Raw genomic sequence first — 22168 nt, forward strand, 5'->3', positions numbered from 1 at the left:
CGACGGGGCCAGGGGGCGTGGGCAGTTGGAGGAGCGAGGGGCGGTGCTCAGCCTCGGCCGCGCCTGAGGCGCAGTCTCTCCTTCTCGGAGAGACCACCCCAGACGCCGAACCGTTCGTCGTTCCTCATCGCGTAGTCCAGGCAGGCCACCCGCCCCGGGCACGCCCCGCAGAGCTGTTTGGCCTCACGGGTGGAGCTGCCGGGGGCGGGGAAGAAGAAGTCGGGCCCGGTCTGGGCGCACAACGCTGTCTCCTGCCAGGAGAGTTCGTGTTCGGTAGTGATGTTGATCGGCATGCCGGACACGCTGCCCCGGCGCGATCAACATCCGTTGAACGTCCGATCAACGATCGCCTTCGCCGGTGGCAGTAACGATGGCGGTGGCGGGTCAGTACGGAAGCACGCGGCCCGAGGGCGTACGCAGATCGAGCTCGCGCACCTCCCTCGGACGGGCTGTCGTCCTGGCGATACGGATACGGGTCACCTTCATCGCACCCATCTCCTCAGACCGCCGTGAGCAGTTGCCGGGGCGCGGGGCCTCCGGGCGGGAAGACACGGCCGTCGGGCAGGAGTTGCCCCAGGTCGTCGAAAACGATCGCACCGTTGCACAGCCGGCTCCACCCCTGCTCGGGGTGGAACTCGACGGTGCGCGCGGCGCCCCGGTCGATGCGGTCGGCGGACGGGCACGGGGGCTGGTGCTGACACATGGCGCACCTCCAATTCGATGGCCTCGCAAGGGAGTACGTTCCTTGCCCTGTATTGACTCAATACGCGGGGAGAACCCATCGCGGTTCCGGGGATGTTCACCCCCGAGAGGCCCGGAACTGATACCCCTAGGAGTGTCCGTGCTCCGCCGGGTGGTGCGGCTCGTAGCCGGGGATCGTGCCGTCCGGCTTGGCCACGAGGAACAGTCCGGCCATCCCCATGTCCGAGTGGCTCTGGACGTGGCAGTGGTACATCCAGGCGCCGGCGCCCACGTGTTCACCGGCGATCATCTGGAAACCGAAGGAGTCGGCAGGTCCGGTGATTTTGTTGTCGATGACCCGGCTGGGGTCGGTGGGGCCCTCCAGGAGACCCGTCCGGTTGTCCGCCCAGCGGTGACCGTGGATATGGAACGTGTGGTAGAACTCGCCGTGCGTGATCATCACGATCTCGACCCGGTCGCCCACCGTGGCCTGGAAGTTGGGGCTCTGGTGTCCGGGCTTGTTGTTGATCGACATGTCGTTGAAGACGATCGTGAAGGTCTTGTCCGGCAGGATGTCGCCCTTGCGGCGCACGATCACCGGCCCGTAGAGCCCCTTGCGGATGCCGCCCGTTCCGTGGTCCGTGCCCACCACATGGTCGTGGTAGTGCCAGTAGCCCGCGCTGCCCGGCCGCCAAGTGCCGTCCTTGCGCTTGCCTGCGACATGGGTGCGCCAGGTGTACGTGCGGGTACCGCCCGGCTCCACATGGCTCTTGTTGAGCTTGGTGCCGTCGTTGGCGACGTCGTAGTCCACGCCGTGGACATGGAGGCTGGCGGGTACGTCCATCGTGTTCTCGAACTCGATGTGTACGGTGTCGCCCTCGATCAGCTCGATCATCGGGCCCGGGATCGACGCCTTGCCCTTTTCGAAGCCGTAGCCCATCTGGCCGTTGGGGAGCTTCTCGGCGTACATCTTCAGGTGTTTCACCTGCCCACCGGCGGGCGCGGTGGGCGGCGGGTTCTCCGCGGCCGGGGCCGATTCGGCGATTCCGGCGACGGACAACGATGTCACTCCGGTCGCGGCGGCCACGCCACCACCGACCAGCATGCGTCGGTTGAAACTGCGTCGGTCCATGCCGGACTCCCCACTGTGGAACGGAGACTGTGGCTTGCGCAGTGACCACGGTGGCCACTGGGACGCCACACGGTAACGGGCCGATCTTCGTTTATCCACACCCAGGACAAAGTTGACGGGATCCCGGTCATATCTATTGGCGGACCGCGAAAAGGGGTCTAGTTTCAGCGGCTGTTGCTGTGACCTGAGAGGGGTGGGTGAACGCATGCTCCGCACACCACATTCGCGGCCCAGACGGCCAAGGCCTCGACGCGCTCTGGCGGCGGGCCTGTTGGCCTCCGCCGTAACCGCGTCCCTGCTCGGGGGGCTCGGCGGCACCACAGCCGCCGCCAGGCCCTATCCCGAGCCTCCCAAGACAACGTTGTCCCTGCCGTCACCGCCCGGTGGCGCCAATGTCCGGGTACTCGTCTTCCACGCCTCGGCCGGCGAGGAGTCCCCCATCGTCAACGCTGGCATCGAGGCGATCGAGAAAATCGGCCAGTCGGGGCCCGCCGCGCAGCGCTTCCGCGTCGACGCCACCGACGACGCGTCCGTCTTCACCCAGGCGAAGCTCGGCAAGTTCAATGCCGTGGTCTTCCTGACCGGCGGCGGCGATGTGCTCGACCCGGAGCAGGAAGCCGGCCTGGAGACCTACATGGAGGCCGGGGGCGGGTTCCTCGGGCTCCACGACGCGGCGCGCACCGAGCCGTACTCGGACTGGTTCACCGGTCTGATCGGCGCACGGCCGGCCGCGGGCGGTCCCACGACCGCGCAGCGTGCGACCGTGGAGATCGGCGACCGGCAGCACCCGGCCACCAAAAGCCTGCCACTGGAGTGGAAGCGGCCCGACAAGTGGCTGAACTGGACGAAGAATCCGTCCGGTGACGTGCACACCGTGGCCCGAGTACGGGAGGGGACGTACCAGCCGGGAACAAGCGCCAACGGCGCCGACCACCCGGTCTCCTGGTGCCGTGACTACGACGGCGGCCGGTCCTTCTACACGGGCATGGGCGGCACGGTCGACTCCTTCCAGGAGACGGACTTCCGCGACCACCTGCGCGGCGCCCTCCAGTGGACGACCCGCCTGGCGCAGGCCGACTGCTCAGCCTCCATCAACGCCAACTACAAGGCGGAGCGGGTCACTTCACCCAACCAGCCGGGCCAGTCCGACCAGATCGGTGAGCCGCACGGCCTGGTGACCGCCAAGGACGGCCGGATCTTCTACATCGGACGCGGCGGCGGCGACAACAGCGCTCCCGTCGTCACCGACTGGAACAACCCGGACACCGGCAAGGGTCAGGGCCAGGTCCACGTCTACGACCCGAAGACCAAGAAGGTGACCCTCGCGGGTGCGCTGACCGTCTTCGGCAACAAGGGCGGCGGCGGCGAGCTGACCAAGAACGAGGAGGGTCTGCTCGGGATGGAGCTGGACCCCGACTACCTCTCCAACGGTTGGGTGTATCTGCACTACACACCCCACTCGGAGATCAACCGCGACACGCACATGGCCGAGCGCCGGGTGTCCAGGTTCACGCTCGACCCGGCGACCAACAAGCTCGACCTCGCCTCCGAGAAGGTCCTGCTCGACTGGCCGGTCCAGATCCACAGCTGCTGCCACTCGGGCGGCGGACTGGCCTGGGACTCCAAGCAGAATCTCTACATCGCCACCGGTGACAACAACTCCTCGCAATTCAGCGACGGTTACTCCGGCAACAACCCGGAGCCGAACTTCAAGGGCGTGTCCTTCGCGGACGCGCGCCGCACCGCGGGCAACACCAACAACCTCAACGGCAAGATCCTGCGCATCCACCCCGAGGACGACGGTACGTACACGCTGCCCGCGGGGAACCTCTTCACCGGCCAGGAGCCGGACGAGGGCGGCGGCAAGACACGCGGCGAGATCTATGTGATGGGTGTGCGCAACCCGGCCCGGATCTCCATCGACGCCAAGACCGACATCCTGTACGCCGGATGGGTCGGCCCGGACGCCGGGGCGCCTTCGACGACATGGGGACCGGCCAAGTACGACACGTTCGCGGCCATCACCAAGCCGGGCAACCACGGCTGGCCGTACTGCATGGGCAACAACCAGCCCTACCGCGACCGCAATCTGCCGGACCCGAGCAAGCCGCTCGGCTGGTACAACTGCGCCGCGCCCAAGAACGAGTCGCCCAACAACGACGGCCTGGTGAACCTGCCGCCCGTCACACCCAACACCATCTGGTACTCACCCCAGGGCGGTGGCCCCGACTACCCGCGCGACGCCAACGGCATCCCCAGCTACAAGATGGCGGAGCAGAAGCTGCTCCTGCCGTGGCTCAAGGGCGGCGGCCAGGCCACGATGAACGGCCCGGTCTACCGCTTCGGCGCGGCCGCCGCGGGGGCGCAGAAGTGGCCCTCGTACTGGGACGGCAAGTGGTTCGTCGGTGACTTCTACGACGCCGACCAGCCGCGGCACGCGGTGCTCACCGATCCCAAGACCGTCGGCAAGGGCGGGCTGCCCACCCACGCCGAGTCCCTGAAGAAGATCATCCCGGTGGGTGCGGACGGTATCCGCAACCTCATGGACTGGAAGTTCGCGCCGGACGGCTCGCTCTATGTCCTGGACTACGGGCGGGGCTTCTTCACCTCGGACTCCAAGTCGGCGCTGTGGCACGTGACATACAAGGGCGGCGGACCGACCCCGGCCGCCAAGGACCTTGCCAGGAAGGCGGAGTAGCCAGTGAGGCGAAGAACCCCACGATCATCACCAGGATCGTCCCCATGGGCCCGCCCGGCCCCCCGGCTGTGGACGGCGCTCGCCGCCGCCCTGCTGATGGTCCTCGGGCTGACGTCGACATCGGCGTACGGGCGTGACGACGAGGCGGCGGCCCCGCAAGCCGCGGCGCAGACGCTCAACTGGACCGCGGGCGACCCCATCGACCGCTATCTGAGCTTCCCGACGACGGCGGTCGCCGGGGAGACGACGATCGTCTTCGAGAACAGCAAGACGACCGGCAACACCACCGGGATGCCGCACACGTTGACGTTCGACGTGTCCGACCCCGAGTACAACAACGACGTACAGCTCAACCTGCTCGCCAATCCGAGCGACGACCAGGCGGGCAAGCACTCCGCGACGGTCACGCTCAAGCCCGGCAGGTACCGCTTCTACTGCACCATCCCGGGCCACGGCTCGATGGAGGGCATCCTCACCGTCACCGAGGGCGGCGGCGAGGACACCGCGGCGCCGGAGACCTCAGCGAAGGTCGAGGGCGAGAAGAACGCCGACGGCGCGTACATCGGGCATGCCTCGGTGGCCGTGACAGCCACGGACGCCGGTTCAGGTGTGGACAAGGTCGAGTACGCGGTCGGGGCGGCCGGCGCCTGGCAGCCGTACACCGCACCCGTCATGGTCCACGAGGTCGGCACCCACAAGATCCGCTATCGGGCCTCCGACAAGGCGGGCAACGTCGCCGCCGAGAAGGCCGTCGACTTCACCGTCGTCGCACCGCCGACGGACGACAAGACACCGCCGGAGACCTCGGCCACCGTCAGCGGCGAGAAGAATCCGCAGGGTGAGTACCTGGGCACGGCGACGGTCACGGTGACCGCGTCCGACACCGGCTCGGGTGTCAACACCATCCAGTACGCGATCGGGGCGGCCGGCGCCTGGCAGCCGTACACCGCACCGGTCATGGTCAACCAGGTCGGTGTACAGAAGGTCCGCTACCGGGCCACCGACAAGGCGGGCAACGTCGCCGCCGAGAAGGCCGTCGACTTCACCGTCGTCGCACCGCCGACCGAGGACAAGACACCGCCGGAGACCTCGGCCACCGTCACCGGGACCAAGAACTCCGACGGCGCGTACATCAGCAGCGCCAAGGTGGCGCTCACCGCGACGGACGCGGGCTCGGGCGTGGACAAGGTCGAGTACTCGCTCGACGGCGGCCCGTACCTCGCGTACACGGTGCCCGTGATCGTCGACCGCGTGGGACGGCACACCGTCGCCCACCGTGCGACGGACAAGGCCGGCAACACGTCACCGGCGAAGCAGGTGGCGCTCACCGTCGCGGAGGGCGGTGGCGTTCCGGCGCCCAACTGCGCCGAGCACGACGAGCGGTTGACGGTCATCGTCGGCGCGGTCGACACCGGTGTGCCGAACCGCATCACGCGCAGCCGTTGCACCATCAACGAGCTGATCGAGGACGAGAAGGAGTGGACGTCCCACGCCCTCTTCCTCAAGCACGTCGACAAGGTGCTCGACAAGCTGCTCAGTGACGGTGTCATCGACACGCGCGAGCACAAGAAGATCTATAAGGCGGCCAAGCAGTCCGGCATCGGCAAGCCCGGCCAGACCGAGGGCTACCGGGACCTCTTCGACGGCAGCCAGTCGTCGTTCAACAAGTGGCAGCATGTGGGCGGCGGTTCGTTCGGTCTGAACCCCGACGGCTCGATGACCAGCAGCACCACGGTCGCTGGCATGGGCATGCTGTGGTTCCCGGAGCGCAAGTACGAGGACTTCTCCCTGAAGCTGCGGTGGCGGGACGACGCCCCGGCCACCGGGAACGCCAACGGCGGTGTCTTCGTACGCTTCCCGCAGGTCCACGACCACCCGGAGGAGTCACGACCGGAGTGGGTCGCCATCAAGTACGGCCACGAGGTGCAGATCCTCGACCGTCCCGACGGCGACATGTACAAGACCGGCTCGATCTACGGCTTCGACCGGGTGGGTCTGGGCGGCGCGGGCGTCACGCCCAAGGGCACCTGGAACGACTACGAGATCCGGGTGGAGGGTCAGCACTATTCGATCTTCCGCGACGGTGTCCTGATCAATGAGTTCGAGAACACCGGCGGGCAGAACTTCACCCCGCCGCGCGGCGACGACCCGGGGACGGACGGCCGGCGGTACGCCTCCGGCTATGTCGGGCTCCAGGTCCACGGGACCACCGATACGATCTCGTACCGCGACATCCGCATCAAACAGCTCTAGCTGTACTTGAGTTGAGCTGTACTTGAGTTGGCGAGGCCCCCGTCCTGCGAGAGCAGGACGGGGGCCTCGTCGCGTTCAGCGTGTGCGGCGTCCTCAGCCCGCGGGCGCGACCGCGTGGGCGGGTGCGGGTCGGCAGGTCGAGGGCGCCGAGCATCCCCGCTCATGCGTCGTCGTGCTTCGCCCGGCTGGGCGCGACCCGTTTGGGCTCGCCCGGCATCTTCGGATAGTCCGGCGGGTACGGCATGTCGCCGAGCCCGTGGTCCCGCTCGTCGCGGTCGGCCAGCTCCAGGAGCCCGTCCAGCGTGAAGGCGTGGTCGTCCATGTCCGCGTGGATGTCGCCGAGTTCGGCGAAGCGGGTGGGCATCGTGACCACGTCGAAGTCCTGGGGCTCGGCGTCGTCGAGCTCGTCCCAGTTCAGAGGTGCCGAGACGGGCGCGTGCGGATGCGGCCGGACGGAGTACGCGGAGGCCATCGTGCGGTCGCGTGCGGTCTGGTTGTAGTCGACGAAGATCCGCTCGCCGCGCTCCTCCTTCCACCAGGCGGTGGTGACCCGCTGCGGCATCCGCCGCTCCAGTTCACGGCCCACCGCGATGGCGGCGCGGCGTACCTCGGTGAAGGTCCAGCGGAGTTCGATCGGGACGAAGACATGCAGCCCTCGGCCGCCGGAGGTCTTGGGCCAGCCGCGCAGCCCCTGCTCGTCGAGCAGGGTGTGCAGTTCGTGGGCGGTCCTGACCGCGTCCCCGAAGTCCGTTCCCGGCTGCGGGTCCAGGTCGATGCGCAGTTCGTCGGGATGATCGGTGTCCTCCCGGCGTACGGGCCAGGGGTGGAAGGTGAGACAGCCCAGGTTGGCGGCCCACAGGACGGCGGCGGGCTCGGTGGGGCACACCTCGTCGGCCTCCCGGCCGCTGGGGAACGCGATCTTGGCCGTGGGGATCCAGTCGGGCAGGTTCTTGGGGGCGCGCTTCTGGTAGAAGGACTCGCCCCCGATGCCGTCGGGGAAGCGTTCGAGGGTGGTCGGGCGGTCGCGCAGGGCGCGGGTGATTCCCTCCCCCACGGCCAGGTAGTACTGCGCCACGTCCCACTTGGTGTAACCGCGCGCGGGGAAGTAGATCTTGTCGGGGCTGGACAGTCTTACGGTCCGCCCACCGGCCTGCAGTTCCACCGCGTCACCCATGTCCGCCACGGTAGGCCGGTCTGGCTTTTGCCGCATACCGGGCAGACGGTCGGGACGGCATACCGGGCGCATCGGCAGGAATGGTCGCAGAATCGGACCATGGATCTCCCGGTGATGCCCCCCGTGAAACCGATGCTGGCCAAGGCCGTGGCCAAGATTCCGCCCGGCCCGAACATGCAGTACGAGGCGAAGTGGGACGGGTTCCGGGCGATCGTCCACCGGGACGGCGACGAGCTGGTGATCGGTAGCAGGTCGGGCAAGCCGCTGACCCGCTACTTTCCCGAGCTGGTGGCTTTGCTGCTCGAAGCGCTGCCCGTCCGCTGCGTGATGGACGGCGAGATCGTGATCGCCCACGGCGGCAGGCTCGACTTCGACCGGCTCAGCGAGCGCATCCACCCGGCGGAGTCCCGGGTGAGGATGCTGGCCGAGCGGACGCCCGCCAGCTTCGTCGCGTTCGATCTGCTGGCCCTCTGGGACGAGGCGCTTCTCGACGCCCCGCTGGGGTATCGCCGCGAGGCCCTGTCCGAGGCCCTCGACGGTGTACCGGCCCCGGTCCATCTGGCGCCGGCGACCACCGACATCGAGGTGGCCCGCGAATGGTTCGAGCGCTACGAGGGCGCCGGGCTCGACGGCGTGATCGCCAAGCCGCTGACCATTCCGTACCGCCAGGACACCCGTCTGATGTACAAGATCAAGCACGAGCGGACGGCGGACTGCGTCATCGCCGGCTACCGGCTGCACAAGAGCGGCCCCGTCGTCGGCTCGCTGCTGCTTGGCCTCTACGACGACGCCGGTGTGCTTCAGCACGTCGGGGTGTGCGCGGCGTTCTCCATGAGCAGGCGCGCGGAGCTGGTGGCCGAGCTGGAGCCGCTGCGCATGGAGTCGCCCGAGACCGAGGGCCACCCCTGGGCCGCCTGGGCGGACCCGTCGGCCCACGAGCAGACCCGGATGCCGGGTACGCCGAGCCGCTGGTCCGGCAAGAAGGACGTGTCGTGGGTGGCGCTGCGTCCGGAGACGGTGTGCGAGGTCGCGTACGACCACATGGAGGGCGACCGGTTCCGGCACACCGCCCGCTTCCGCCGCCGACGCGACGACCGGACGCCGGAGAGCTGTACGTACGCCCAGTTGGAGGAGCCCGTCGGCTACGACCTGGCGGACGTGTTCGGGACGCCATGAGCGTGCCCTTCGGGTCGGACGCCGGGCGGTCGTGCGGGCCGCCTGAATGGGCCCGCACCGCATGCGCCGCACCGCCCCCGGTGTGAGGGTGCAAGGGTGACCACCACCAGCGAAACCCGCCCCGCCGCGCCGGCCGCGGAGCCGCCCGTGCTCGAAAAGCGGCAGCGCAATATCGTCTTCGGGACGGTCATGCTCGGGATGCTGCTGGCCGCCCTCGACCAGACGATCGTGGGCACCGCGCTGCCGACGATCGTCTCGGAGCTCGGCGGCGCGGCGCACATGTCGTGGGTGGTCACCGCGTATCTGCTGGCCGAGACCGTCGCAACCGTGCTGGTCGGCAAATTCGGTGACCTCTTCGGCCGCAAGGTGGTCTTCCAAGTCTCGGCGATCATCTTCATCACCGGCTCGTTCCTGTGCGGCCTGTCGGGCAACATGACGATGCTGATCGCCTGGCGGGGCATGCAGGGCATCGGCGCGGGCGGCCTGATGGTCACGTCGATGGCGCTGATCGCCGATGTGATCCCGCTGCGCGAGCGCGGCAAGTACCAGGGCGCCATCGGGGCGGTGTTCGGTATCGCCACGGTGATCGGCCCGCTGCTCGGCGGTCTCTTCACGGACCATCTGACCTGGCGCTGGGCGTTCTACGTCAATGTGCCGATCGCGATCGTCGTGGTCATCGCCGCCGCCCGCAACATCCCCGCCATACGCTCCGCAGCCAAGCCCGTGATCGACTACCTGGGCATCGCCCTCGTCGCGATCGGCGCCAGCGCGCTGATTCTGGCGACGAGTTGGGGCGGCAACGAGTACGCCTGGGGTTCGGGCATCATCATCGGCCTGTTCGCGGGCGGCATCGTCTCGCTGGCCCTGTTCTGCGTGGTCGAGACGCGCGCCCCCGAACCGATGCTGCCGATGCGGCTGTTCTCCAATCCGGTTTTCACGGTCTGCTCGGTCCTCAGCTTCATCGTGGGCTTCGCGATGCTCGGCGCCATGACGTTCCTGCCGACCTTCCTGCAGTACGTCGACGGTGACTCGGCGACGATCTCCGGCGTCCGGATACTCCCGATGGTCCTGGGTCTGCTCATCGCGTCGGTCTTCAGCGGCAATGTGGTCAGCAAGACGGGCCAGTACCGGATCTTCCCGATCGTCGGCTCGCTGGTGATGGGCGTCGGCCTGTATCTGCTCTCACTGATGGGTACGGAGTCCAGTGCCTGGCTGGAGTCGCTCTACATGTTCGTGTTGGGTGTCGGCATCGGCCTGTCCATGCAGGTGCTGACGATCGCCGTGCAGAACACCGTGGAGTACACCGACCTTGGCACCGCGACCTCCGGTGTGACCTTCTTCCGTACGCTCGGCAGCTCGTTCGGCACCGCCGTCTTCGGCACGATCTACGCCAACTCCCTTACGCCCAACCTCAAGGAGGGCGTCGCCGAGGCCGCGCGGGTGAGCGGCGGGGCGGACCCGGCCGCCGTGGCCAAGGCCGCCCAGAGCCCGGAGGGACTGCATACGCTGCCGGGCGCTCAGGCCGAGCCGATCATCGGGGCGTACGCCGACTCGCTGCACACCGTTTTCCTGTGGACGGTGCCCGTCGCGATCGTGGGTTTCCTGGTCGCGCTGTTCCTCAAGCAGGTCAAGCTGCGGGACACCGCCCGCGCCGGTTCCACGAACATGGGCGAGGGCTTCGCCTCGCCGAGTTCGGGCGACTCGTCCAAGCATCTCGAACTGTCCGTCGCGAAGATCCTTCAGAGGAAGGGCGACCACACGGCGCGGCGCATCATCAGCGATTCCGACAGCCGGTTGGACATCGCGGGGGCCTGGGCGGTCATGCAGGTCGCCCTGTTCACCCGCATGGTCGGACACGCCAGCCTCGGCCTGATCGCAGCCCGCCGCAGCATCCCGCCCGAGGTGCTGCTCCCGGTCTTCGACCGGATGGTGGAGGAGGGCTACCTCACCCGTGACGGGAACCTGCTGTCGCACACGGCGGCCGGAGAGCGCGAGGCCGAACTGATCGCGCATGCCTGGGCGCGGTGGCTGGGTGAGCAGCTGGAGCAGGACGACGGGGGCCGGCCCGGCAGCACGGAACTGCTGGCCGCCGTCGACACGATCGCCAAGCGGCTGCTCGCTGAAGACCTGGCGCACGAGGTGCCCGCCGGGCGGTGAACAGCCGGGGGTGCCGCGGCCCGTGGCCCCTCCCGCGGCTGACGCGCCGCCCGCGCCCGGATGCGCCCGGCCGATCGCGACCCGGCCTCCGTCGGTGGCCGGGTGCGCCTGCTTCGCGAAGTACGCCGGTCGGACTCGGTTCGATTGCGGGGCGGTTTCGGGTCGGCCGCGTTTCGGTTGCGGGGCGAATCCGGGAATTGCCGGGCCCCGCGGATCGGTTGGGACTGTCGGACCCCACGCTCGTGCCGGTGGCCGACGACGCATGCGCCACCATCCGAACCGCACGCCGACGAGCGTGGTCCGGAGCTGCCGTACAGGGGTCGGCAGCTCCGGACCACCGGGCGGGCTCAGAGCGCCCCCGCGTCGGGCTGCGGAACGGGTCGCCTGCCCAGGAGCTCGGCGAGGCCGCGGCGGGTGGCGGCGAGGACGACCCGGTCCTCGGGGCGCAGTACGTAGCCGGGGCGCAGGTCCCAGATCAGGCGGGGCGGGGTCTCCCTGCCGTTGCCGCCCTCCCCGTCGTCCACGCGGGCCGCGCGGGCCGCGTTCAGGTCGGTGCGCCGGTCGTCGGGGGTCGCGGTGTCCAGGGCGAGCAGCCGCCACGCACCGGAGCTGAAGGCCTCGCCGACCGTGCGCCCTTCAAGCTGCGGCACACCCGCCACGTCGATGGCAGCGAACAGCAGGACCCGGCGCTCCACCGGTATGGCGCCCAGGATTTGACGACCCATCATGGCCCCGGCGAAGGCGGGCGCCGCGAGGTGGGAGACGCTGCGGCTGCGGGTCAGGGCGCGCGGGTGGGCGGCCCGCAGGGTGCGGTAGACGGCGGTGGCGAAGTCGTCGTCGTACAGGCGAAGGGCCACCCGCAGGTCGGGCTTGACGGAGCGACCGTACAGGGCCGCTTCGAGGTTGGTGGTGTCGATGCTGGTGAGGGCGAGCATGGAGTGCGCCCGGTGGATCTTCGCGGCCTCCAGTACGCCCTCCTGGGTGACGTCGCCGATCACGGTCGGCACACGCAGACGGCGGGCCAGCGCGATACCGCGCGCCTCCGGGTCCTCCTCCACGCACACCACGGGAATGTCGAGTTCGCGCAGCCGGGCCAGTACGCGGGTGCCGACCTTGCCGAGCCCGAGCAGGATGACGTGGCCGGACATGCCACGCGGTGGGCGGCGCAGCCCGGATGCGCTGCGCAGGGCGCCGAGCGCCTGCAGGACGGCGGCGAAGAGGACGGGGAGCAGCAGCATCCCGGCCAGTCCGGCGAGGAGTTGCAGGAGCTGACGGTCGAGCGGCTCGCCAACCGCGGGATCACCGATGCCGAAGAGGTCGAGCAGGGTGATGTAGGCGGCGTGCAGCGGGTGGTCGTCGGTGGTGGCCCAGGAGGCGACGGCGAGGCCCAGGACGGCGGCGGCGAGGCCGGCGAGGGACCACAGGAGGCGGCGGGAGAAGAGCGAGGCGATCGGCAGACCGCGGCCCGCGAGCGGTCCGGACGGCGGTGCGGTGGTCGTGTGGGAGACGGCTTCGAGCACGATGGTGCCCCGGCCCGTCGCGGCGGCCACACTGCGGTCGTCGGGCAGCAACTGCGGCCCGTCGCCGCTGCGCTCGGAACCCTCCCTGCCCGCCGGGTCGCTGGTGGTGGAGGACAGCAGCGCGAGGGTGCACAGCCCCGGGTCGGCGACCTCGCCGTGCGCGGGCGGGTTGCGTTCTACGGCGCGCAGCAGCAGCCCGTCGGCCTGGACGATCTTGCTGGTGCCGGCGACGGCGGTGGCGGCCAGCGCGGGCGCGGCCGTGTCGGCGTCGGACAGGACGGTGGTGGAGGCGTCCAGGTCGGCGATGTCGAGGCCGGGCGCGGCGACCGCCGCGGCCTGGTCGAGCAGGTCTTCCAGGTGCTGGCCGAGCTTGCGGTTGTAGAGCCGGATGACCAGGCGCAGCCGGGGGTTGAGGCGGCGGGCGGTCAGTGCGGCGCGGATGTTGGTCTCGTCGTCGCCATGCACGAGAGCGAGTGCGGTGGCCCGTTGCACACCGGCCTCGGCCAGGACGGCGTCGTCCACGACGAACGCTTCCATGAGCCGTACCGGGTCCGGCGGTTCGCCGTCGCCGTCCGGCGCGGGTGGCGTGCGGCTCATGGCGGCGGACACCCGGCCGAAGAGCGCGGAGGCCCGGCCGGGCACCCGGCCGGTGACCGGGTCCGGCGGGTTGCGCAGGTCCCGGGCAGGTGGCACGACGAGGGTCACCCGCGCCCGGTACACCTCGGACAGCTCGACGGCCAGCCGGTTGGCGAGCGCGCCGTCGCCACTGACAATCATGTGGTGCTCGCGGGGGCCGTGTTGGCCCTGGTGAGGAAGTGAGGACACGCCCCCAGGGTGCCCTGTCGGTCAAGGCGTTCGGAACCCGCGGTGATCACCCGGGCCGGTGGGGCGGGCGGGGCGCGCGGGCCCGGTCGATGGCCCGCGGGCCCCGGCCGGACCGGCCCGTAACGCGGTGGCTCGCGAGTTGGCTCAATCCGTCGAGTCGGTCCCCCGGGTCAGTACGTCGGGTCGGACCCTCGGGTCAGTCCGTGAACACCGCGTCCAGATATACCCACGCGCCGTCCTGGCGCACGAAGCGACTCTGCTCATGGAGTTCACCGGCTTCGCCCCGGTGGGTGTAGTGGGCGCGGAAGGTGACCGTTCCCGTGGTGTGGAAGGCGCTGCCGTCGGTCGCGGCCAGGATCTCCAGGCCCGTCCAGTGCATCGCAGCGTCCAGGTCGAGGGCGGCGGGCCTGGTGTCGGGGTGCCAGGTGCGCAGCAGGTACGTCGCGTCCTGCGCGGCGAACGCGCTGTAGCGGGAGCGCATCAGCAGCTCGGCGGTGCGCGCGGCTGCCGTTCCCGTGTGCAGCCGCCCACAGCATGCGGCGTACGTGGCCGGGAGCCCACAGGGGCACGGCGAGGCGGCGGTGAGGGACGGCCGCTGCGGGCGGCATGGGCTGCTGCGTCGGGACATGCCCCCATTGTGCCCGCGGCCCGTGGGGCTCTTTCGCGCCAATGTGCGGGTGGGCCCGTACGCGCCTTCCGGGTCTGCCGGGGCGACCGTAGGCTCCTGCGCCTGACGCGACTGTTACCAAGGGTAAGGGGGGCGCGGCATGGACCGGGCCGAGAATGCGGAGAACGCGCACAGCACAGCCGGTACGGGCAGCACCCGGCGCACCTTTGTGGCGGGGGCCGCCGCGGTGGGCGGCGCGGTCGCCCTGGGCGCGGCGCCCACGGCCGCCGCCGCGGGACCCGGACGACGTACCGCAGGGCAGTCGGTCGCCGTGCTGGGTGGCGGTGTCGCCGGTCTCACCGCCGCGCACGAGCTCGCCGAGCGCGGCTTCGCGGTCACCGTGTACGAACGCCGGGCGCTGGGCGGCAAGGCCCGCAGCATGGACGTACCCGCGAGCGCGAAGGGCGGCCGCCGGCCACTGCCCGCGGAGCACGGCTTCCGCTTCATCCCCGGCATTTACCACAACCTGCCGGACACGATGCGCCGCATCCCCTTCCCGGGCAACGCCAACGGGGTTCACGACAACCTCGTCGCGCCCAAGGAGATGATGTTCGCCCGCACGGGCCGCGAGAACATCCGGATACCGATCCCCTGGCCCGGCCACCAGCCGGCCGACCTCACGCTCGACGACATCCGCCGCGCCCTGGCCGCCCTGGTCGAGACGGCGGCGGGCCTGCCCGCCCACGAGACCGCGTACTTCGTGAACCGCGCCCTCGTCTACCTCACCAGCTGCGACGAGCGGCGTGACAACACCTGGGAGCGCACCCCCTGGTGGGACTTTGTGCGGGCAGCGCAGATGTCCCAGGACTACCAGCGCATCCTCGCCGTCGGCGTCACCCGCAACATCGTCGCGACGAAGGCGGAGGAGGCCAGCACCCGCACGGTCGGCACCCTCGGCGAGGCCTTCGTGCTCAACGCGCTGGGCCAGGGCGCGGACGGTCCGCCGGACCGAATCCTCAACGCCCCGACCAATGAGGCGTGGATCGACCCGTGGGTGGCCCATCTGCGCGGCCTCGGCGTCGACTTCCGGATCGGCTGGACCGTACGGGAGATGAAGTACGCGAACGGGCGGATCGCGGCGGCGCTGATCGAGGACTCCGACGGCGTACGGCAGACGGTGACCGCCGACCACTACATCTCGGCCCTGCCGGTCGAGCACGCGCGGCCGACCTGGAGCGCGGCGATGCGCGCGGCCGACCCCCAACTGGCCCGCTGCGACAAGCTCCGGACGGACTGGATGACGGGCATCCAGTTCTATCTGACCGAGCGCACCCCCATCGTGCACGGCCATCTGAACTGCATCGACTCCCCCTGGTCCCTGACCGCGATCGCACAGGCCCAGCACTGGCCCGGCCGGAACTTCCCCGTCGACTACGGCGACGGCACAGTCGCGGACTGCCTGTCGGTGGACATCTCCGAGTGGGACAAGCGCGGGATCCTGTACGGGAAGACTGCCAAGCAGTGCACCCGCGAGGAGGTCGCGCGCGAGGTGTGGGCGCAGCTGAAGGCCGCGCTCAACGACACGGGCAAGACGGTCCTTCGGGATGCCACGCTGCACTCGTGGTTCCTCGACCCGGGCGTGGACGGAATCGGCACCCCGAACCCGACCAACGAGGACGAGCTGCTCATCCACCCGGTGGGTACGCTCCACAACCGCCCGGCGGCGGCGACGAAGATCCCCAATTTCTATCTGGCGGGCGACTATGTGTCCGTGTCCATCGACCTGGCGACGATGGAGGGCGCGAACGCGTCGGCCCGCGCGGCGGTCAACGCGCTGCTCGACCGGGCCGGTTCGACGGCGGCCCGGTGCAAGGTCACGCCGTTGTTCCGGCCGCCGGCGATCGAGTTCCTGAAGCGGCACGACCGGACGCGGTACCGGCTGGGGCTGCGGAACGCGCTCGACCTGGGGTGAGGGTCAGGTGGCGTCGGGTGGGCCGGGGGCGTGGCGGCGGGCCAGGCTGCGCACCTCGGCCAGGATCTCCGGCGGGACACCACGCAACTCGTCGTCGGACATCCGGTCCACCATGTCAGGAAGAGCGACATCGAACCAGTAGCGCGCCCAGCCCTCTCCCCCATTCTCCGCCCAGAGAGTCAGCACGCGAGCGGGGGACTCCATCTGCAGCAGGCGAAAGCTTGCTTCCCAATGGTTGAGGAGCAGACTGCGGTACTGCCCGGACGCACCCGAGTTCAGCGCTTTCGTCGTGGCCCGCACGATCAGTTCCCAACCGCGCACATCAAGTTCCCCCAGTGCCAGCGTCCGCAGCAGACCCGCCACTACGGATTCCGGAAGCAGGGCCACGTCGGTGACCAGTTGGCCGAGAAGAAGCAGACTGGCGTGGCCCTTCATCTGTTGATCGAAGCCGGACGACAACTCCAGCAGCGTGCCGCAGCGTTCGTACAGAGCGGTGAGTTCCGCCGCTGGGGCACCCAGCCCACTCGCCAGCCACAGCGACGTCAGACCATGGGCGACGGACGTGGCAGTACCGGTCTCCGGAGAGCCGACAAAGCTGGTGACGGCGGGCCCCAGCCAGCGGAACAGCGGGTCGACGGCGTGCAGGACCACGGCGTCGTTGGTGCCTCCGGACATCGCCAACTTGTGCCGGATCTGATCTGGGTAGGGCCGTGACCAGCTGGTGTTGACGTTCCGGTCGCCGTGGCCCGGCGGCCGGCCGTAGAGCCAGTAGGCGTCGACCGGTTCCGGGGAATCCATGCCGTCATCGGTGGGCCGGATGTCGAGCTCGCGCGAGTCGCCGTTCCAGGTGCGGCGGATGCTCAGCGCCATCGCAAAATCCGTCCACTCCGGTTCGGTGAACGCCGCACGCCACAGCAGCACCCGTCCGTGCCAGGCCCCCGCCGGGTTGACGTCGTCGGGAAACACTTCGCTCGCCTTGACCCCACCGGTGACGAGCAGGGTCAGCATCATCAGGTTCGCGCCGTACAGGCCGTGGCGCGACGACGTCGCCCGGACGGTGGGCCGGTACTCAGCGAACCGGTGCTCGGTGCGGTTGCGGTGGTCCGCCATCACGGTGACGAGGAGTTCGCCGAGCCGCTGCCGGTTTTCCGGGGCGATGAGCCGGATACGGGCGCCGACGAAGCGGAGCATCTGGCGCGACGAGAGCGGCGCGTAGGACAGCAGGACGTACAGCAGGTCGTCGTCGACGCCGACGCGGCTGAGGGACAGCGCGGGGCGCTGGTCGAGCAGCCCCTCGAGGAGCTGCACGGCGAGGCGGGCGGCCAGATACTCGCCGAAGGTGGCGTGCAGGAATTCGTACGTCGTCAGCCGTTGGTCGTCCCGCAGCGCCTGCGCCCGCTGGATGAAGAAGAACCGGCCGAGCGCGATCTCGGCCGGGTCGAGGCGCGCCCGGAAATCGGTCGTGGTGGGTTCGCTGCGGCCGAGGAGCGCGGCCAGATCCAGTTCCAGCTCGGCCGAAGTGATCCACTGACGGCGCCGGTTGAGCATGCCGAAGGAGATCAGGGAGAGCCGCTGGAGCTCCTGCTCCACCCGCGCCGCCAACTGCCGGTCGTTCAAGGCCTTTTCGGATTTGCCGACTTCACGCACGGCGAAGGAGGCGAGCAGCTCCTCGTACAGTTCCGCCTCGCCCAGCGGTTCATCGCCGTCCGCCCCGCGCTGCAAGGCGTTCCCGCTCGCGTCATACAGGGCCAGCATCAGCAGAAGCAGCGGCTGGGAGGCGAGCGCCTGATGGCGGGCCGCCACGGCGGCGGACAGCGGGCGCAGTCCGTTCGCGGTCAGATAGGGCTCGTTGATGCGGTTCCACAGGTCGAGCCAGGTCTCGATCTGCTGCTGCCTGAACGGTTCCAGCCGCAGCGCCACCACACCGTCCGGGTAGCGCGCGCGGTCCGCGACGGCGGTGCGGCTGGTGACCACGGCGAGCACCGGGCGGCCCTGGTCCGCCTCACGCTGCTGGAAGCGGGCCACGGACAGCAGGTAGTCGGACTGGCTGACTCCGGTGGCCTGGAGCAGTTCGTCGAATCCGTCGAAGAGCAGGACGGGAACGGACCCTTGGGCCGACCGGATCAGCTCCGGCCAGGAGGCCCGTTCACCGGTCAGGGCCCGGACGGCGTACTCGATCTGGTCCTGTATGTCGGCGTCGGCGGGCACTTCGCGCAGGACGATGCGCACGGGCAGGAATCCGGCCGCGGGCAGCCGGGCGGCGAGGATCTTGGTGAGTACGGACTTGCCGGCGCCGGGCTGGCCGAGGACGACCAGGGGCGCTGTGGTGGAGGCGAGCGAGGTGAGGGCGCCTGCCAGGTATTCGGTGAGATCGGAGCGTACGGGCACATTCTCCCACCACTCCTCCGCGGCAGGTGTGTGCGCGCTTTCGGACACGGCCCGAACCCGGAAGTCGGGGTCGACGTAGCCGTCCCCGAGGGTGGGGAAGCAGACACCGGTGGGGGCGTTGCCCTCGGTGAGGATCGGCTTGAGCAGGGCCGCGCGGTAGCCGGCGGCGAGGCCGGCCGACACATGGCTGAGCGGGCGGTCGACGGTCAGGCCGGCCAGGGCGGTCTCGATCCCGGTGAGTGCCCGGCGGAAGTCGGCGCGAGTGGCCTGGTGCTCGACCTGACCGGACCAGAATCCGAACTCCGGTACTTCACACGCTAGTTGGGCGTAGAGCTCTTGGTAGCGCCGGACGGCTGCGGCGGATACCTCGTCAAGGAGTACGTCGACGCCGGTGCTCCTCTGCGTCTCACTCACCCGGTCCCACAGCTCCAGCCCCCGCATGAAGCGGACCAGCCTCAACGTGAGGTTCTGGTACCAGTTGTCCAGCTCATCGACGACCTGCTCGGTCGGCAGATGCGGCGCGGGTTGCGGAATGCCGCCGGCCGCCAGGGCGAGGACAAAGCTGTTCGCGTCCGCCGACCCGCCGGCCAGCCCGATCTGTTCGCGCCGGGTGAGTCGCAGCTCCGCCAGGTCAAAGGGCAGTTCCGACTCACCGAGGGCCTCGAAGTAGGCGGTGACCACGAGCACCGCATGGGCCGCCGCCAGCTTCTCCGTGCGCTCGGCCCGCTCCGACCCGCCCAGCCTCGCCCGCAGCCCAGCCGTCAGATCACGCCCCAGCCGCAGCACTCTCCCCTGCGCGTTGGCCAGGTTGAGCAGCGCGTCACTGGCCCCGCCCGTGGCCATCGACAGGGCGCCACCGAGCGCCTGGTCGGCCGCGGCAAGTCCGGCACTGTCGCCGCCGAGTATCGCCACCGCATCGCTGTAGCTGAGAAGTTGTCGCACCCGCACCGTGCCCCCTGATCGTGTGCCGCTTCGCGCCTACGGTGTACCACGCGCCCCACCCCCGGGGCCCGGTTTCAGCCCCCGGCGGCAAACCGTTCCCGGTACGCGCTGGGGGTGAGCCCGGTGCGCCGCCGCAGCTGCGCCCGCAGGTTCGCCGCCGTACCGAGCCCGCTCGCCCGCGCCACCGCCTCGGAGCCCAGCTCGCCGCGCTCCATCAGGCGGCAGGCAAGCACGACGCGCTCCGCGGTGAGCCAGGCCAGCGGTGTGGTGCCGAGCTGCGTACGGAACCGACGGTGCAGGGTGGCCGGGCTGACCGCCGCCCGTACGGCCAGGCCCGTCACGGTCAGCGGCGTGGCGAGCTGCTCCCTGGCCCACTCCAGGAGCGGGCCGAGCGTGGTGTCGGGGGCAGTGGGCAGCGGGTGCTCGACGAACTGGCGCTGGCCGCCGTCGCGGTGCACGGCGAAGACCAGGCGGCGGCTCACGGCGGCGGCCACCTCGGCGCCGTGGTCCCGGCGTACGACGTGCAGCCCGAGGTCGAGGGCGGCGGCGCTGCCCGCCGCGGTGAGGATGTCGCCGTCGTCCACGAACAGCACGTCCTCTTCGAGCCGGACGGCGGGGAAACGGGCCCGGAAGGAGTCCGCCCACTGCCAGTGCGCGGTGGCGCGTCGCCCGTCGAGCACCCCGGCCTCGGCGAGTGTGAAGGCGCCGCTGCAGAAGCCCACCAGCCGGGCGCCGCGCGCGTGCGCGCGGCGGACCGCGGCCAGCACCTCGGGGCGGCGCGGCACTTCGATGTCCGGCCGGTTGGGGACGATCAGCGTGTCCGCCGCGTCGGCCGCCTCCAGGCCCGCGACACCGCTGAGCGTGAAGAATCCGTCGCGCATCAGGGTGCGGGGCTCCGGGGAGCACAGGGCGAAGTCGTACAGCTCGCGCCCGAGCTCGGGCCTGCGCAGGCCGAAGACCTCGGTGGCGCAGCCGAGCTCGAAGGGGTTCGAGTTCTCGTCGACGATCACCACGACCCGGTGCGAGGAATCTTGCGTCATATGCGATTCCTAGCACTCACGCCCGGTGGGCGCCAGGACCGAGGATGAGGTCATGACCACTGAGGCAACGCACAAGCCGGCCGATCCGATCGCCCTCGCCGACGCCCTGGGCAGCTTCGACGCCCTCTGGAGCCCGCGCATCGTGACCCGGGTCAACGACTACGACGTACGCGTCGCGAAGGTTGCGGGTGAGCACATTTGGCACGTGCACGACGACACGGACGAGTTCTTCCAGGTCATCGAGGGCGAGCTGACTATCGGCCTGCGCGAGGCGGGTGCGGAGGGTGCGACGGGAGTGGAGCGGTACGTCGTGCTGCCCGCCGGGTCGGTGTTCGTCGTTCCGCGCGGCATCGAGCACAAGCCGTCGTCGGCGCACGGTGCGTCGATTCTCCTGTTCGAGCCGACGGGCACGTCGACGGTCGGTGACCGCCACGACCCGGTCCCGGCGCACGTGGACGCGACGACGGGCCACAAGCTCTGAGGGCGGCGCCTGCGGCGGTCCTGTGCCCGCCGCACCCCTCGCCCCCTCCCCCGCGACCAGCCGCGGTACGTACACGGCGGTCCAGCACACCGATGAACTCTCCGGCCGGGTCAAACAGTTGGTGGACGGCAGCTCAAGCCCGGTCTCTACACCGACCGCGAGAAGTTCTCGGAGCACCGCTGGTACCGGTGGACGTACCGCCCGGCCAGGAACTGCGGGCCTCGGTGAGTATCGGCGCCGACCGCGCGGTCGACGAGCCCGTCGGGCAATACCTCGTCGCACTCAGGCCTTGCGTGCCACGCCCGCGTACCCAGGGATCGGGGCGTCGCCCGTGACCGGCACCGCTTCGCCGAGCTCCGGACGCCAGTCGGCGGCCAGCGAGACGCCGGGCTCCAGCAACTCGAAGCCGTTAAAGAACTCGGCGAACTCGTCGCGGGTGCGGGGTCGCAGCGTGAGGCCCTTGGCGCGGTACATCTCCCTGGCCTTGATCGCGCCCTCGGGGAAGAAGTCCCCCGTGACATGCGAGAGGACCAGGTAACTGCCGGACGGCAGAGGCTCCATGAGGGAGGTCACCAGTTCGTGCGCGCCGTCCTCGTCGTCCACGAAGTGCAGCAGCGCGACGAGCGACAGCGCGACGGGCTTCGTGAAGTCGAGTGTCTTCCCGGCCTGCTCCAGGATGGCCGCCGGCTCGCGCGCGTCGGCCTGGATGTAATCGGTGGTCCCCTGCGGGGTGCTGCGCAGCAGGGCCTCCGCGTGGGCGAGCACGATCGGGTCGTTGTCGCAGTAGACGATGCGCGCGTCCGGAGCCGTCTGCTGGGCGATCTGGTGCAGGTTCGGTTCGGTGGGTATGCCGGTGCCGATGTCGAGGAACTGCCGTATACCCCTCTCGGCGAGCCCGCGCGTCGCGCGGTGCATGAACGCACGGTTGACCCGCGCCATGTCGCGGCCCCGCGAATCGAGCGCCAGGAGCTCCTTCGCCATCTCCTCGTCGACCGGGTAGTTGTCCTTGCCGCCCAGGAACCAGTCATACATGCGCGCGGGGTGCGGCTTGCTGGTGTCGATCACGACAGCGGTGGGGTCCGGCCCGGTCATACGACGCTCCATGGGTTTCGTTGGGTAGCA

General features: G+C 70.0%; 15 protein-coding genes and 1 pseudogene. 7 read left to right on the forward strand and 9 right to left on the reverse strand.

Going from position 1 to position 22168, the window contains the following annotated elements; translation table 11 throughout:
• Positions 1–47: 47 nt before the first annotated feature.
• From ABCR94_RS28975 to ABCR94_RS28985, 3 genes are all read right to left on the reverse strand, one after another.
• Entirely contained in the window at positions 48–293 is a 246-nt protein-coding gene (locus tag ABCR94_RS28975; RefSeq protein ID WP_283518062.1) for a WhiB family transcriptional regulator, read from the reverse strand.
• A 206-nt stretch (positions 294–499) separates the two neighbouring features.
• The gene (locus tag ABCR94_RS28980) at positions 500–703 is read right to left on the reverse strand and encodes a DUF5999 family protein (protein WP_347123282.1); all 204 of its coding nucleotides are present in this window, start codon (positions 701–703) and stop codon (positions 500–502) included.
• 126 nt (positions 704–829) lie between these two features.
• On the reverse strand, positions 830–1813 hold the full coding sequence (locus ABCR94_RS28985) for a multicopper oxidase domain-containing protein (protein WP_347123284.1): 984 nt from the start codon (positions 1811–1813) through the stop codon (positions 830–832).
• A 268-nt stretch (positions 1814–2081) separates the two neighbouring features.
• Here ABCR94_RS28985 and ABCR94_RS28990 point away from each other — a divergent pair, with 268 nt between their 5' ends.
• Positions 2082–4511 (forward strand): ThuA domain-containing protein, encoded by a 2430-nt coding sequence (locus ABCR94_RS28990; protein WP_521978137.1) that lies wholly within the window; start codon positions 2082–2084, stop codon positions 4509–4511.
• Positions 4512–4607: 96 nt separating this feature from the next.
• Positions 4608–6764 carry an OmpL47-type beta-barrel domain-containing protein gene (locus ABCR94_RS28995; RefSeq protein WP_347123601.1) on the forward strand — a complete coding sequence of 719 codons (2157 nt, stop codon included), beginning with the start codon at positions 4608–4610 and terminating at the stop codon, positions 6762–6764.
• A gap of 160 nt (positions 6765–6924) precedes the next feature.
• Here ABCR94_RS28995 and ligD read toward each other — a convergent pair whose 3' ends face one another.
• Positions 6925–7938, reverse strand: coding sequence for a non-homologous end-joining DNA ligase (gene ligD / locus ABCR94_RS29000; protein WP_347123288.1), 1014 nt, complete (start codon positions 7936–7938; stop codon positions 6925–6927).
• Positions 7939–8037: 99 nt separating this feature from the next.
• Between ligD and ABCR94_RS29005 the strand changes: the two genes are divergently transcribed.
• The gene (locus ABCR94_RS29005; protein WP_347123290.1) at positions 8038–9114 is read left to right on the forward strand and encodes an ATP-dependent DNA ligase; all 1077 of its coding nucleotides are present in this window, start codon (positions 8038–8040) and stop codon (positions 9112–9114) included.
• A gap of 96 nt (positions 9115–9210) precedes the next feature.
• Positions 9211–11271 carry an MDR family MFS transporter gene (locus tag ABCR94_RS29010; RefSeq protein ID WP_347123292.1) on the forward strand — a complete coding sequence of 687 codons (2061 nt, stop codon included), beginning with the start codon at positions 9211–9213 and terminating at the stop codon, positions 11269–11271.
• A gap of 347 nt (positions 11272–11618) precedes the next feature.
• On the opposite strand, the gene ABCR94_RS29015 is transcribed toward ABCR94_RS29010, so the two are convergent.
• Positions 11619–13568: an NAD-binding protein gene (locus tag ABCR94_RS29015; protein ID WP_347123603.1), complete on the reverse strand. Its 1950-nt coding sequence runs from the start codon at positions 13566–13568 to the stop codon at positions 11619–11621.
• Positions 13569–13812: 244 nt separating this feature from the next.
• On the reverse strand, positions 13813–14244 hold the full coding sequence (locus ABCR94_RS29020; RefSeq protein ID WP_347123294.1) for a YchJ family protein: 432 nt from the start codon (positions 14242–14244) through the stop codon (positions 13813–13815).
• A gap of 139 nt (positions 14245–14383) precedes the next feature.
• Here ABCR94_RS29020 and ABCR94_RS29025 point away from each other — a divergent pair, with 139 nt between their 5' ends.
• Positions 14384–16195, forward strand: a complete 1812-nt coding sequence (locus ABCR94_RS29025) for a hydroxysqualene dehydroxylase (RefSeq protein WP_347123296.1) — start codon at positions 14384–14386, stop codon at positions 16193–16195.
• Positions 16196–16198: 3 nt separating this feature from the next.
• Here the strand turns inward: ABCR94_RS29025 and ABCR94_RS29030 are convergent, their stop codons facing one another.
• Together ABCR94_RS29030 and ABCR94_RS29035 are read right to left on the reverse strand one after the other, a co-directional pair.
• Entirely contained in the window at positions 16199–19525 is a 3327-nt protein-coding gene (locus ABCR94_RS29030) for an NACHT domain-containing protein (protein WP_347123298.1), read from the reverse strand.
• Between the two features lie 74 nt (positions 19526–19599).
• Entirely contained in the window at positions 19600–20565 is a 966-nt protein-coding gene (locus ABCR94_RS29035; protein WP_347123300.1) for a helix-turn-helix domain-containing protein, read from the reverse strand.
• Between the two features lie 52 nt (positions 20566–20617).
• Here ABCR94_RS29035 and ABCR94_RS29040 point away from each other — a divergent pair, with 52 nt between their 5' ends.
• On the forward strand, positions 20618–21046 hold the full coding sequence (locus ABCR94_RS29040; protein WP_347123302.1) for a cupin domain-containing protein: 429 nt from the start codon (positions 20618–20620) through the stop codon (positions 21044–21046).
• 64 nt (positions 21047–21110) lie between these two features.
• A pseudogene (locus ABCR94_RS29045) lies at positions 21111–21330 on the forward strand (VWA domain-containing protein); the annotation flags it as partial.
• Here ABCR94_RS29045 and ABCR94_RS29050 read toward each other — a convergent pair.
• Positions 21329–22138: an SAM-dependent methyltransferase gene (locus ABCR94_RS29050; RefSeq protein WP_347123304.1), complete on the reverse strand. Its 810-nt coding sequence runs from the start codon at positions 22136–22138 to the stop codon at positions 21329–21331. The pseudogene ABCR94_RS29045 and the gene ABCR94_RS29050 sit on opposite strands and share 2 nt — an antisense overlap.
• Positions 22139–22168 lie beyond the last annotated feature (30 nt).

It is taken from the genome of Streptomyces changchenzhani, assembly GCF_039766235.1.
GTDB lineage: Bacteria > Actinomycetota > Actinomycetes > Streptomycetales > Streptomycetaceae > Streptomyces.